15 protein-coding genes and 1 riboswitch are annotated in these 12,840 nt (G+C 68.8%); of the genes, 11 read left to right on the top strand and 4 right to left on the bottom strand.

Annotation, left to right across the window (positions count from 1 at the left end):
* Positions 1-49: 49 nt before the first annotated feature.
* Complete coding sequence (locus tag FFS72_RS14985; RefSeq protein ID WP_137874688.1) at positions 50-553, top strand: DUF2771 family protein; 504 nt, start codon at positions 50-52, stop codon at positions 551-553.
* Positions 554-656: 103 nt separating this feature from the next.
* Here the strand turns inward: FFS72_RS14985 and FFS72_RS14980 are convergent, their stop codons facing one another.
* Positions 657-1,067, bottom strand: a complete 411-nt coding sequence (locus FFS72_RS14980) for a cold-shock protein (protein ID WP_050066572.1) — start codon at positions 1,065-1,067, stop codon at positions 657-659.
* Between the two features lie 132 nt (positions 1,068-1,199).
* Between FFS72_RS14980 and FFS72_RS14975 the strand changes: the two genes are divergently transcribed.
* From FFS72_RS14975 to FFS72_RS14960, 4 genes are all read left to right on the top strand, one after another.
* Positions 1,200-1,460, top strand: a complete 261-nt coding sequence (locus tag FFS72_RS14975; RefSeq protein WP_137874687.1) for a hypothetical protein — start codon at positions 1,200-1,202, stop codon at positions 1,458-1,460.
* Positions 1,460-1,864 carry a YccF domain-containing protein gene (locus FFS72_RS14970; protein ID WP_137874686.1) on the top strand — a complete coding sequence of 135 codons (405 nt, stop codon included), beginning with the start codon at positions 1,460-1,462 and terminating at the stop codon, positions 1,862-1,864. The genes FFS72_RS14975 and FFS72_RS14970 overlap by 1 nt, the downstream gene beginning before the upstream one ends.
* Positions 1,864-3,186 (top strand): glycosyltransferase 87 family protein, encoded by a 1,323-nt coding sequence (locus tag FFS72_RS14965; RefSeq protein ID WP_137874685.1) that lies wholly within the window; start codon positions 1,864-1,866, stop codon positions 3,184-3,186. The genes FFS72_RS14970 and FFS72_RS14965 overlap by 1 nt, the downstream gene beginning before the upstream one ends.
* Positions 3,187-3,332: 146 nt before the next feature.
* Positions 3,333-3,519, top strand: a riboswitch (cyclic di-AMP (ydaO/yuaA leader).
* 4 nt (positions 3,520-3,523) lie between these two features.
* A complete protein-coding gene (locus FFS72_RS14960) occupies positions 3,524-4,138 on the top strand; it encodes a transglycosylase family protein (protein ID WP_137874684.1) in 615 nt (204 codons plus the stop codon).
* A gap of 103 nt (positions 4,139-4,241) precedes the next feature.
* Here the strand turns inward: FFS72_RS14960 and FFS72_RS14955 are convergent, their stop codons facing one another.
* Positions 4,242-4,433: a hypothetical protein gene (locus FFS72_RS14955; protein WP_137874683.1), complete on the bottom strand. Its 192-nt coding sequence runs from the start codon at positions 4,431-4,433 to the stop codon at positions 4,242-4,244.
* Positions 4,434-4,493: 60 nt separating this feature from the next.
* On the opposite strand from FFS72_RS14955, the gene FFS72_RS14950 reads away from it, so the two are divergent.
* From FFS72_RS14950 to FFS72_RS26490, 6 genes are all read left to right on the top strand, one after another.
* Positions 4,494-6,779, top strand: coding sequence for a helicase-associated domain-containing protein (locus FFS72_RS14950; protein WP_137874682.1), 2,286 nt, complete (start codon positions 4,494-4,496; stop codon positions 6,777-6,779).
* 137 nt (positions 6,780-6,916) lie between these two features.
* Positions 6,917-7,042 carry a hypothetical protein gene (locus FFS72_RS26980; RefSeq protein WP_283235417.1) on the top strand — a complete coding sequence of 42 codons (126 nt, stop codon included), beginning with the start codon at positions 6,917-6,919 and terminating at the stop codon, positions 7,040-7,042.
* A 10-nt stretch (positions 7,043-7,052) separates the two neighbouring features.
* Positions 7,053-7,418: a hypothetical protein gene (locus FFS72_RS14945; protein WP_137874681.1), complete on the top strand. Its 366-nt coding sequence runs from the start codon at positions 7,053-7,055 to the stop codon at positions 7,416-7,418.
* Positions 7,419-7,621: 203 nt separating this feature from the next.
* Complete coding sequence (locus tag FFS72_RS14940; protein WP_137874680.1) at positions 7,622-9,301, top strand: DNA repair helicase XPB; 1,680 nt, start codon at positions 7,622-7,624, stop codon at positions 9,299-9,301.
* Positions 9,302-9,327: 26 nt separating this feature from the next.
* A complete protein-coding gene (locus FFS72_RS14935) occupies positions 9,328-9,975 on the top strand; it encodes a DUF3239 domain-containing protein (protein WP_137874679.1) in 648 nt (215 codons plus the stop codon).
* 67 nt (positions 9,976-10,042) lie between these two features.
* Complete coding sequence (locus FFS72_RS26490) at positions 10,043-10,432, top strand: hypothetical protein (RefSeq protein WP_171018691.1); 390 nt, start codon at positions 10,043-10,045, stop codon at positions 10,430-10,432.
* A gap of 30 nt (positions 10,433-10,462) precedes the next feature.
* Here FFS72_RS26490 and FFS72_RS14930 read toward each other — a convergent pair whose 3' ends face one another.
* Together FFS72_RS14930 and FFS72_RS14925 are read right to left on the bottom strand one after the other, a co-directional pair.
* On the bottom strand, positions 10,463-11,122 hold the full coding sequence (locus FFS72_RS14930; RefSeq protein ID WP_137874678.1) for a response regulator: 660 nt from the start codon (positions 11,120-11,122) through the stop codon (positions 10,463-10,465).
* Positions 11,119-12,777 carry an ATP-binding protein gene (locus FFS72_RS14925; protein WP_137874677.1) on the bottom strand — a complete coding sequence of 553 codons (1,659 nt, stop codon included), beginning with the start codon at positions 12,775-12,777 and terminating at the stop codon, positions 11,119-11,121. Before FFS72_RS14925 ends, FFS72_RS14930 begins: the two co-directional genes overlap by 4 nt.
* Positions 12,778-12,840 lie beyond the last annotated feature (63 nt).

Below are 12,840 nucleotides of genomic sequence, written 5' to 3'. Positions count from 1 at the left end.
CAGAACCCGTCACACCCGGCGGGGAACGACAGAACGAGAAACGGACACGATGAGCATGCAAGCCCGGACGAAGAAGATCCTCGCGGTGGTCGCGGTGATCGCACTGGTGGCCGCGGGCGGTCTCGCGACCGTCGTCACGTTGCTCGTGCGCGACGCGCCGGAGACGCTGCCGGTCGTCACCGCGTACTCGAACGGCAAGACCGTCGACGTCCAGGCCGGTGTGTGCGACTCCACCATGCGCTGCGCGGACCTCGAGGTCGCGTACCTTCCGGTCCAGGCGGGTACGCCGCTGCAGATGTCGCTGCCCAAGGACATCGCCGAGGGCGACTGGCGGCTCAACGTCCAGTTCGGCGATCCCCGCACCGGTGAGGTCTTCGAGGGTTTCCGCGACTACACGCCGGGCGAGGTCTACTCGGTGACGGTGCCGACGCGGGAGAACGAGCAACTGCTCGGCGTGATCATCCAGCAGCCCTCGTCGAGGGACTTCGCCCCGGTGTGGGCCGTGCAGACACTGCCCGGGCTGAACCCGGCCGCAGAACAGTCCGCGCAGTAGCCACCGCAGACAAAAGGAGCCCCCGGTCACACGACCGGGGGCTCCTTTGGTCTGCTCGCTCCGAGGATGAGGTTCCCCTCACCCGTGCGCGGCGGGCATCGAGTCAGGCGTCGAGTTCGCGGGCGACGGCCCGGACGACCTCGGAGATCCGCTGCGCCGTCTTGCGGTCCGGGTATCGGCCCTTGCGCAGGTCGGGCTGTACCTTCGCCTCGAGCAGCGTGATCATGTCCTCGACCATGCCGTGCAGTTCGTCGGGCGTGTGCTTGCGGGCGACGTCGTCGCGCCTGCTGCTCGCCTGCCGCAATGTGGGTGCCGGATCGAGCACCTTCAGGCTCAGCGCCTGCGGGCCGCGCTTCCCGGCTGCCATCCCGAACTCGACCCGCTGTCCGGCCTTGAGGCTCTCGGTTCCAGCGGGCAGTGCCGACGAGCGGACGTACACGTCCTCACCCTCGTCCTGGGAGAGGAAGCCGAAGCCCTTTTCAGCGTCGTACCACTTCACCTTGCCGGTAGGCACCGCGTCACCTGCTCATCCAAGTAGATCGACCACATAAACGAACGCGCCCCACCTGGTGTGGGACGCGATGACTGCATCCTACCCCCGCGTGCCCCTCCGGAGCACACGGGTTTGTGGCGATACCGTGGGTGCGTGGCACCTGAAACTCCCGGCACCGACTCCCCCGCAGCGAACGGCACCCCGCCCACGAGCGGGCTGTTGCTGTTCCGCATCGGCATCGCACTGTTCTTCGTCGGCCTGTTGGCCGTCATCGCAATCTTCGTCGTATCCGCGACCGGAAACACGCCCGGTCTCGCGCTGTACCTGGCGGCACTGCTGTGCCCCATCGGATTCCTCTTCGGCATCGGTTCCGCGCTGCGATCCGGCAGGCGCGCCCGGGGACAGGACACGTGATGAGAATCATCCTCAACATCATCTGGCTGGTGTTCGGCGGCCTGTGGCTCGCACTCGGCTACCTCGTGGCCGGTGTGATCTGCTGCATCCTCATCATCACCATCCCGTTCGGAATCGCCGCGTTCCGCGTCGGCATCTACGCCCTCTGGCCGTTCGGCAAGACGGTCGTGGAGAAACCGACGTCCGGCGTCGGTTCGCTGATCGGCAACGTGATCTGGCTGATTCTGTGCGGCATCTGGCTGGCCATCGGCCACGTCATCACCGCCTTCGCGATGGCGATCACGATCATCGGCATCCCGCTCGCCATCGCGAACCTCAAGATGATCCCGATCTCGCTGATGCCGCTCGGCAAGGACATCGTCGACGTCGGCACCGCCCGCACCTATCAGCCCGGCCCGGCCTGATGACCCCACCGCCCCGCACCGACCCGGATGCGGGGCGGTCGCTCCCCTCGCATCCCCTGTTCCTCGGAACCCTCGGCGCGCTCGCCGTCGCGGTCGTCGTCGCACACGACCGCGTGATTCCGTTCGGCCAGCCCCTGTGGGGCCTGTTCCGTAACGGACTCGACCTGCTGGTGTACCGCAGCGGCGGTGCCACCGTTCTGTCCGACGCAGGTCTGTACGACCACGCTCTGCACGGCGGCATGTGGTGGACCTACCCGCCGTTCTCCGCCGTCCTGTTCGCTCCGCTGCGGCTGTTCTCTCCGGAGATGACGGTCTTCCTCGGCGCCCTCGTGAACTTCGTCGCCCTGTACCTCGTCGTACTGCTGTGCTGGCGGCTGCTGGGCTACCGGACCGACCGCACCCTCCACATCGCGACGGCGTTGCTGACGATCTCGTTGAGCTGGCTCGAACCCGTCCGGACGACGATCTGGCTGGGCCAGGTGAACCTGTTGCTGATGCTGCTGATCCTGTGGGATCTCGGGCGCCCCGAGGGCAGCAGGCTGCGTGGACTCGGGGCCGGCGTCGCCGCGGGGATCAAGCTGACGCCCGCACTGTTCGTCGTCCATCTCCTTCTCACTCGCCAGTGGCGGGCCGCGGCGGTCGCGATCGGCGGGTTCGCCGCGACGGTGGCGGTGGGGTGTGTGGTGATCTTCTCGGACTCGCGGGCGTACTGGACCGGCGTGATCTGGCATTCCACTCGGATCGGCGAGACGGCGTGGCCCGCGAACCAGTCCGCATCGGGCGTCCTGGCACGTTGGCTCGACGTGGCCGAGCCGCCCCGGCTGCTGTGGCTGGCGGTCGCGGCGGTGTTGGCGGCGCTCGGGTTGGCCGCGGCCTGGGGCGCGCAGCGGAGTGGACGACAACTGCTCGCCGTCACGATGGTGGGCCTGACGTCCTGTGCGGTCTCACCGTTCTCCTGGGGCCACCACTGGGTGTGGTTCGTGCCGCTGCTGATCCTCGCGGTGGATCGGGCGTTGCGGGCGGGACGCGCGACGGCGTGGCTGGTCCCGGTGGCACTGGCGGCTCCCCTGCTGTCCTGGGCGCACGGGTTTCCCGACGGGGTCTACGCGATCGGGTTGTTCATGGTGCCCGTCCCGGACGCCGTCGTTCCGGTGACGCAGTCGGTGTATCCGTTGGTGTTCGTGGTGACCGCCGTCGTGGTGCTGGTGACGTGTGTGCGTGACGGCCTGCGAACCGCCAGGACCGCACCACCCGAAGATTGTGATGTGCCTCACATAACGGTTGGGTCACAGGGCGGTCTCGACCGAGCCGCGGCCGTCTGACCAGCACAAACACCCCCACCAACGGGTGAAATGCCGGGAAACACGCCGTTGCGGTAGGAGATGACGCAGTGCGATCGGCCACGTACGGTCATCACCGGTCGGTGTTCCGGCCAGTCCGGACCGCCGCGCCAAACCTTGTCCCGCGGAACGGATTCCCACAGAACACCAGGGACGAGGACGGGGGACCCACGTCCCCAGTGGACACCGGTAGGTGAGCAAGTGACCTTCCTTGGGGTGAAGCCGCAGTTCGCACCATCACGGAGCGATCACGGCCGGGCGACCTCTCAGCCCGAACCCGACAGCTGACCTCGCAGGCGCGTGCGGAGAGGAAACTCCCATGAGCGCTGGACGTCATCGCAAACCCACGAACACGCGTAAGAACGCCGCCAAGGTCGTCGTCACGACCGCGGTCTTCGGCGCAGCGGGCGCGGCCTTCGCGGCCCCCGCAAGTGCAGCACCCGACTCCGACTGGGATCGGCTCGCGCAGTGCGAGGCCGGCGGCAACTGGGGCATCAACACCGGCAACGGCTACCAGGGCGGACTGCAGTTCTCGCCGAGCACCTGGAACGCGCACGGTGGCGGCGAGTACGCCGCGACCGCCAACCAGGCCACCCGCGAGGAGCAGATCGTCGTCGCCGAGAAGGTCCTCGCCTCGCAGGGCTGGGGCGCATGGCCGTCCTGCTCGTCCAGCCTCGGGCTGACCAGCGGCCCCACCGCACGCACCGCGCCCGCCGCCACGGTCGAGGCCGCACCCGAGGCCCCTGCCGTCACGAGCGTTCCCACCACGGACGGCGCCGCCGACATCTTCGACTCCTTCGACAGCACCTTCGAGGCCGTCAAGACCCGCGTCGCCGTCGACCCGCAGATCGAGGCCCTCTACGAGCAGGCCAAGCTCAACCCGCAGGTCATCGACTTCCTCACGACGCACCTGCCCCAGCTCGCCCAGAACTGATCGCACCACCTCGAACATGTCGAAGGCCCCGCACCCGGATTGGGTGCGGGGCCTTCGACGTGTCGGGTCCGGCCGGTCGGCCGGCTGCTCGGCCGCCGACGGCTCAGCGGTTCACGACGGTGACGGGGTGCGTGTACGGAAGCTCCGACACCGGCAGGGGGAACTCCATCTCCTCACCGAACGGGGACAGCCCACCCGACCGGGTCGAGGACAGCTCGGTGACGGCGTGGTCACCCTCCTTGATGTGCGAGGGCCAGCCGTTGTCAACGTAGGTCTTGCTCGAATTGTTAGCCACGAGGCCATTTTGACACCGACGCGTCATCGGGTACAGCCCAGGTCTCTAATCTGATAAGTGATGACCGACATCGATCCCGCCGCCACCCCGGAACAATTGGCGACCTGGCTCGGCGAACGCAGCGACGCCGAGCTCGCCGAGCTGCTTCGACTCCGCCCCGACCTGGCGGTACCACCGCCGGCGAACCTGTCGGTGCTGGCGTCGCGCGCCGAACAGCGGGCGTCGGTCCTGCGGGTCGCGGACAACCTGAGCGTGCTCGAACTCACGCTCGTCGGGCTGCTGGCCCGCGAGGGGGCCATCGACACCGGTGTCTCCCGGGAACGGCTGGGCGAACTGGTCGCGGGCCGCGCCCCCGCACGATCCGTCGACCGCGCGCTGACCGTGCTCCGGGATCGGGCGCTCGTGTGGGGCAGCGGGCTGCTGCGAGTGACACCTGCGGCCCGGGAGGCCGTCGGTTGGCGGGTGGACCCGGCGACGACGACGCTGACGGCCGAGCAGATCACCGAGGCACTCGCCGCGCTCACCCCGGACGAACGACGACTTCTCGAAACCCTCGCGACCAGCTCCCCCATCGGCAGGACTCGGGATGCCGCGCCGGACACGTCGCCGGATCGTCCGGTGCAGCGACTTCTCGCCTCCGGTCTGCTCGTCTGGCTCGACGCGCAGACCGTCGAGCTGCCGCACCAGGTCGGCCAGGTCCTGCGCGGCGAGACGGTCACCGACCCCGACACCCTCACCCCGCCCGCCGTTCGCGGGCGCAAGCGCACGGCGTCCGAGGTCAACGCTGCCGCAGCCGGTGAGGCACTGGAGATGATCCGGCACTGCGAGGAGGTGCTCGCCGCGCTCGGTGAGCACCCCGCCCCCACGCTCAAGGCCGGTGGGCTCGGTGTCCGGGAGTCGCGGCGGCTCGCCAAGTCCGTCGGCGTCGACGACGGACGGATCGGTCTCATCCTCGAACTCCTCGCGGGTGCGGGTCTGATCGCCAGTGGCGCCCCGGACCCGCTGCCCGCGTCGGACACCGGCGACGACTACTGGGCGCCGACCCTCGCGGCCGACGCGTGGCTGGACGGGAACACCGCGCACCGGTGGCAGGCGCTCGCCCAGTCCTGGCTCGACCTGCCGCGGCGGCCGTGGACGGTCGGACTGCGCGACCCGAACGACAAGCCGATCGCGGCCCTGTCGGAGGAGGTGCGGGCCTCCGGCGCGCCCCGGGACCGGCGCTTCGTCCTCGAACTGGTCGCCGAACTCGGGACCGGTGTGGCCGCCACCCCCGACGAGGTGGCCGCGATGGTCGCGTGGCGCAGGCCCCGGTGGTCGATGCGGCTCGGCGTGTCCGCGATCGGCCACACCCTCGCCGAGGCGACCGCGGTCGGGCTCGTCGGGCGGGGCGCGGTGGCGTCACCCGGTCGCAGCCTGCTGCACGACGGACCGCCGGAGTCGGTTCTGGCGGACATGACGGCCGCGCTGCCGAAACCGATCGACTACGTCCTGGTGCAGGCGGATCTGACGGTCGTCGCGCCGGGACCGCTGGTGCCGGAACTGTTGGCTCAGGTTCACCAGGTGGCGGACGTCGAGTCGGCGGGCGCGGCGACCGTGTACCGGGTCGGTGAATCCAGTGTCCGGCGTGCCCTCGACGCCGGGCGCACGGCGTCCGAACTGCACGCCCTGTTCGCGACGCACTCGAAGACTCCGGTCCCGCAGGCGCTCACCTATCTGATCGACGACGTCGCACGCAGGCACGGCCGGTTGCGGGCGGGGGTGGCGCGGTCGTTCGTCCGCTGCGACGATCCGGCGACGCTCGCGGAGGTGTTGGCGTCGCCGGTCGCGGAGGAACTGGCGTTGCGGGCACTGGCTCCGACGGTCGCGGTGTCGCAGGCCGAGCTCGGCGACGTCCTCGAACGATTGCGCCGCGTCGGTTTCGCACCCGCGGGCGAGGATTCGTCGGGTGCGATCGTGGACCTGCGACGTCCCGGTGCCCGAGTCGCGAAGCGCCGCGAGCGGCCGACCCGACGCGAGCCTGCGCCGCCGACCCCGGAGCAGTACGAGCAGCTGGTCCGGCAGTTGCGGGCAGGCGAGCGGGCCGCGGCGACCACCCAGCGCGGTGCCGGGGTCCGATCGGACGGCAGCCGTGCGGGCAGCGCGGCGACGATGGCGTTGCTGCAACTGGCGGTGAAGGTCAAGCGCAGCGTCCGGATCGGGTACGTCGACGCGCAGGGCGTCGCGTCGGTGCGGATCGTCGACCCCGTCAGCGTCGGCGGCGGCCAGCTCGACGCGTTCGACCCTGCAGACGGCGCGATCCGGCGTTTCACGCTGCACCGGGTCACGTCGGTGGCGCTCGTCGAGTGACCGCTGCCGGACGCCGCGACCCGGTGTCCGCGTCGCGTCCGTCACCGGAAAACCACCCGTACCTGCGGGACTGGCTATTTCCAGGAAATGACGTATGGTCTGGGCCAGTGATTGCCTCTTCGAATTAAGGAGCGACAATGGCAGACAAAAATTCCCGCAAGATCATGAAAAAACCCGCCCAGACGTTGAAGGAAAGGCGAGCGGAAAAACGGGACCGCGCAACGGAGGCCGGCGAGTTCATCCGCAAACGCAAGCGTCACTAGCGGGGAAGGCGTGCAGTCCGACACGGCCGCACCGGCCTCCCGAGTACTCGAAACGCTGTACCGACAGTTCTCCGGGCACGCCGACGGCAGCGCCTCACAGGATCCCCGAGCACACGGGCGCAAGGCGGCGCTGACCTCGGCGCGAATCTTCGTCCTCGACGAGAGCGCACTCGCGCCCCACACCGAATCAAACAGAAATGAAGGCCCGTTCGTGAAAAGAACACTTCTGGCCCTTGACCGGATCAAGGATCGGCTGGAAAACGAACTCGACGCGACCGCCGGGATCACCGAGCGTGAGGTCGGATACCGGGCCGGAATTTCCGAGGCGATCGTGCAGGTGATGGATATCCGTCAGGATTTCGCCTCCACCCGCTGAATTGTCGATCCGGAAAACTCCGGAATTCTCGAATAATCGGCAACTGCCGAGACAAGTGATCGGATTTCCGCTTCCCCAACCGTGTTGGGTGCGGAATTCCGATGCTTCGCGGTCCGGTCACGTCGCCTCCCTTCCAGCAGGGTCGACCCCCTTCCTCGTCCTTCCGTGGACAATGGAGTGGTTGTCATCGCTAGGAGGCGCACGTGACCGACGGACCGCTCATCGTCCAGTCCGACAAGACCCTGCTGCTCGAGGTCGACCACCCACGCGCGAACGAGGCCAGGCAGGCGATCGCACCGTTCGCGGAACTCGAACGCGCACCCGAGCACGTGCACACCTATCGCGTGACGCCGCTGGCGCTGTGGAATGCGCGCGCCGCCGGCCACGACGCCGAGCAGGTCGTCGACGCGCTCGTCACCTTCTCGCGTTTCGCCGTGCCGCAGCCGCTGCTCGTCGACATCGTGGACACGATGGCCCGCTACGGGCGCCTGCAGCTGGTGAAGAACCCGGCGCACGGTCTGGTGCTCGTGAGCCTGGACCGGGCCGTGCTCACCGAGGTGCGCAGGCACAAGAAGATCGCCCCGATGCTGGGCGCGCAGGTCGACGACGACACCGTCGTGGTGCATCCGTCCGAGCGCGGCCATCTCAAGCAGATGCTGCTCAAGATCGGCTGGCCCGCCGAGGACCTCGCCGGATACGTCGACGGCGAGGCGCACCCGATCGAACTGGACTACGAGGGCCGATTCCCCGGCTCCGCGGACGGCGGCTGGCATCTGCGGGACTACCAGGAGATGGCGGCCGACTCGTTCTGGGCGGGCGGTTCCGGTGTCGTGGTGCTGCCGTGTGGTGCGGGCAAGACGATGGTCGGCGCCGCGGCGATGGCCAAGGCGCAGGCCACGACGCTGATCCTGGTGACGAACACCGTCGCGGGCAGGCAGTGGAAGCGGGAGCTGATCGCCCGCACCTCGCTCACCGAGGAGGAGATCGGCGAGTACTCGGGTGAGAAGAAGGAGATCCGTCCGGTCACCATCGCGACGTACCAGGTGATCACCCGCAAGACGAAGGGCGAGTACAAGCACCTCGAACTGTTCGACTCCCGCGACTGGGGCCTGGTGATCTACGACGAGGTGCACCTGCTGCCCGCGCCCGTCTTCAGGATGACCGCGGACCTGCAGTCCCGGCGTCGTCTCGGCCTGACCGCGACGCTGGTCCGGGAGGACGGCCGCGAGGGCGACGTGTTCTCGCTGATCGGACCGAAGCGGTACGACGCGCCGTGGAAGGACATCGAGGCGCAGGGCTGGATCGCGCCCGCCGACTGCATCGAGGTGCGGGTGACGCTCACCGACGCGGAGCGGATGGCGTACGCGACGGCGGAACCCGAGGAGCGGTACAAGCTGTGCTCGACCGCCCGCACGAAGAACGCCGTGGTCAAGTCGATCCTGGCGAAGCACGAGGATTCGCAGACCCTGGTGATCGGCGCCTACATCGACCAACTCGACGAACTCGGCGAGGCCCTGAACGCACCGGTCATCAAGGGGTCGACGAAGACGAAGGAACGCGAGCAGTTGTTCGACGCGTTCCGGGTCGGCGAGATCAAGACGCTCGTGGTCAGCAAGGTCGCGAACTTCTCGATCGACCTGCCCGAGGCGTCGGTGGCGGTGCAGGTGTCGGGCACGTTCGGGTCCCGGCAGGAGGAGGCGCAGCGCCTCGGCCGGCTGCTGCGACCCAAGCACGACGGCGGGCAGGCGCACTTCTACTCGGTCGTCGCTCGCGACACCCTGGATTCCGAGTACGCGGCGCATCGGCAGCGGTTCCTGGCCGAGCAGGGCTACGCGTACCGCATCACCGATGCGGACGACCTTCTCGGCCCGGCGATCGGCTAGGACGAGGATCGGGTAGGAATAGGACCGTGCGTCGCTTCGAATTCCCCGTGGACTCCGCCCATGCCAAGTCGGTCAACGAGACGGTCGGTGACGTCCGTCGTCTGCGCTGGGCCGCTCTGATCACGGCGCTGCTGTTCGTCGCGCTCGCGGTGTGGCTGATCGTGCTCGCGCACCCGTGGTCGTACGCGCTGGGCGCGGTCGCGATCGTGGCGGCGGTGGGGTCGGTGTGGATGGCCTTCTGGGCGCCTCGCAAGGTCGGGTCGGTGGAGGACCTGTACGCGAATGGCGAGTTGGTGCCCGCGATCGTGGCGGTGACGCGTCCGCGCGGCGCGACGCTGATGGCGTTGGTGAACACCGCGAAGCCGTCGGCCGACCGTCCGCACTACGCGCTGGTGACCCGAACCATCCGCACCCTGCCGGGCCACGCGATGACGAACGTCGGAGAGCGGGTTCCGTCGGTTTCGGTGCTGTCGGATCGTTCGACGAACTCGCAGTCCGACACGTGGGAGATGGTCAGCCCGATGCCGATCGCGTGGGGAACCCGCGACCCGAAGGTGATCCGCCGCGCCATCGAGCAGATCCCGAACGCCGAGTGGAAGCTCCTGACGAAGTCGATCCCGTTGGCTGACGACGTGCCGCGGGCGAAGAACCAGCAGATCCCCGTCGACCTGTAGGCACCTCCACGTCGAATTGTTGTACACAACAGAATATTTCGCGATCCACCACCCGGACGGTTCGTGCATGGGACCATTCTCGGCAGTTCCGTCGATCATCATGCGATCGACCGCCGAACTCTTCGCACACGTCCAGAGGGGGATCACCATGTCGTCAGGAATCCGACGCCGACTCGTCGCCGGCGTCGCCGTCACAGCAGCACTCACGGGAGGGACTTTGATCGGCGCCGGACCGGCGTCTGCAGAGTCGCCGACACCGTTCGTGCTTTTCGGTTCGGCCGACTCCGCCTCTCAGGACGGCAACGGACTCGGCGGGTTCGCAGACGACGTCCTCTTCCAATTCGGTTTCTGCGCACCGATTGGACTGCCCTTTATGATCTTCGGCGCCGACCGTCCTGATTTCTATCGGGACCTTTGCGAATCCAGTGGTCCAAGTGGTAACGACGAGGTGGGTTGAGCGCCAGTCGACACAGCCACCCGAGCCGGATCACACCACCAGCGTGTACTCCTGCTCGGGTCGGCCGGTCGCGCCGTACCGCAACTGCACCCGTAGGCGCCCCTTGGCGACAAGCGCCGCCAGGTAGCGCTGCGCGGTCGCGCGGGACACGCCGATCTCCACCGCCACCTCGGCCGCCGACAGCGGCTGATCGGACCCGGCGAGAAGCTCGACAATCCTGCTGCGGGTCACGGATTGCTGCGGGGAGGCGTCCTCGACCTTCGGCGCGGCCCGCAACGACGCCAGCGCACTGTCGATGCGGGACTGGTCGAGGGTGCGGTCGGCGACGATCCGACGGTAGTGCAGGTACGCGCCGAGGCGGCGGGCGAGTTCGGTGTCCGTGAAGGGTTTGACGAGGTACACCAACGCGCCCGCGGTCATCGCGTCCCGGACCGCGACGCCCTCGGAGGCGGCCCCGAGAACGAAAGCATCGCAACGTAGTTCGCGCACGAACTCGATTCCGGAGCCGTCGGGCAGATAGACGTCGACGAGCGCGAGGTCGACGTCGTTCGACCGGACCGCCTCGCGGGCCGCCGCGAGAGTCCCCGCGACCGCGACCATCTCGAAGCCACCCATCGCCGAGACGATCCCCGCGTGCAGGTCCGCGACCCGGAAGTCGTCGTCGACGACGAGTACCCGCACCTGTGTCACGACGGCCCTCCGCTCGATTCGCACACTCCCGGCAACGTTGCCACGAATAATGCCCCTCCCGTGGGGTTCTCGGCGGTGCGACGCCCACCCGGGTCACCGACGACGACGTCGCCGCCGTGACGGCGTACCAGCTGTCTCGTCAGCGCCAGCCCGATACCCCTGCCGCCCGGGCGGTCGCCGGCAGGTTTGGTGGTCACCCCTTCCCGGAACACATCCTCCGGGTCGACGGCGAGACCCGGTCCGGTGTCCCCGACGGTGACGATCAGCGTGCCGTCGTGTTCGACGAGGTCGATCTCCACTTCCGCGGGCCGTGTCGGTCCCGCTGCGGCGGCGTCGACTGCGTTGTCGACGAGGTTGCCGACCACGGTCGTCACGTCCACCGGATGCACCAGATGTGAAGGTATCCACGTGTTCTCGCCGAGCACCAGGGTGACGTCGCGTTCCCGGGCGTGCGCGGCCTTCGCGATCAGGAAGGCCCGTAGATGCGGGTCGGCGATGTCCTCGGCCCCGGCGAGTTCGTCCACCACACCGCCCGATCCGACGAGCGTCTCGAGGAACTCCGTGGCGGCCGCCGTGTCTCCGCGGGAGAGCAGGCCGTACAGCAGGTGCAGGCGGTTCCCGAACTCGTGTTGCTGCGCCCGCAGGACGGACCCGATGGCCTGGACGGAGTCGAGTTCTCGGGTGAGGTGCTCGACGTCGGTGCGGTCCCGCACCGACAGCACCGCACCGAGGTCGCGGCCGTCGCGGACCACACGGCTCGCCATCGCCAGCACCACTCCGTCCCCGCCGACCGCCGCGACGACCGCCTCGCCGGCAGGGTTGTCGATCAAGTCGAGAAGCCTTGGCGTCAAGCCGATTTCGTCGACGCGATCACCGACACCGCCGTGCAGTTCGAGTAGGCGGGCGGCGTCGGAGTTGACGACGGTCACGACACCGTCCGCGTCGATGCCGACGATCCCCTCCCCCACCCCGTGGAGGACGGCCTCCTGTTCACGCACCAGCTGGGCCAGTTGTTCCGGTTCGAGTCCGAGTGTCAGCTTCTTCCAGCGCGCCGCCAGCAACGCCGACCCCAGGACGCCTGCGCCGAGAGCCAGCGCGACGACCAGTGCCGCCCACCGCAGATCGGACCACAGGTCGGCGCCGACCTCCTCGGTCGAAATGCCGACGCTGACCTCACCCACGACCGCGCCGGAGTCCGGTGAGGTCACCGGGACCTTGGCCCGAACCGAGTCGCCCAGGGTTCCGCGTTCGCGGACCACCACCTCGGCACCCGAGAGTGCCGCCGGGTCGGTACTGACCCGCAGGCCCAGCCGGTCCGGATCGGGATGGGCGAGCCGCAGACCTTTTTCGTCGGTGACGACGACGAACAGGGCACCGGTGGCGACGCGCGTCGACTCCGCGGCCTGCTGGACCGCGGAGTCGACGAGTTCCTCGTTGCCGGGTGAGACGACGCCGTCGTCGGCAGCGGCGAACCGCGCCACGTCGGCGCGGACCTCGGCGTCCGCGGCGACGGTCCGGGCGATCGCCAGTGCCCGCTCCCCGTGCTCGTCGGCGACCCGGTCCGCGGTGGTGGTGGCGAAGAATCCGAAGCCGATCGCCAGGGCGACGGCCACGACGCCGCTCTGCAGCAGCAGCACCTGGGTGCGGAGCTTCATCGCCACCACCTGCCTTCTGCTCGACGTTCCGTAATGTCACATTCGCTCACGTCACGTACGCCA

Source organism: Rhodococcus sp. Q (assembly GCF_005503035.1).
Lineage (GTDB): Bacteria > Actinomycetota > Actinomycetes > Mycobacteriales > Mycobacteriaceae > Rhodococcus_G.
Note: the sequence above shows the minus strand (reverse complement) of the source record. Positions and strands in the feature narration are given on the sequence as shown.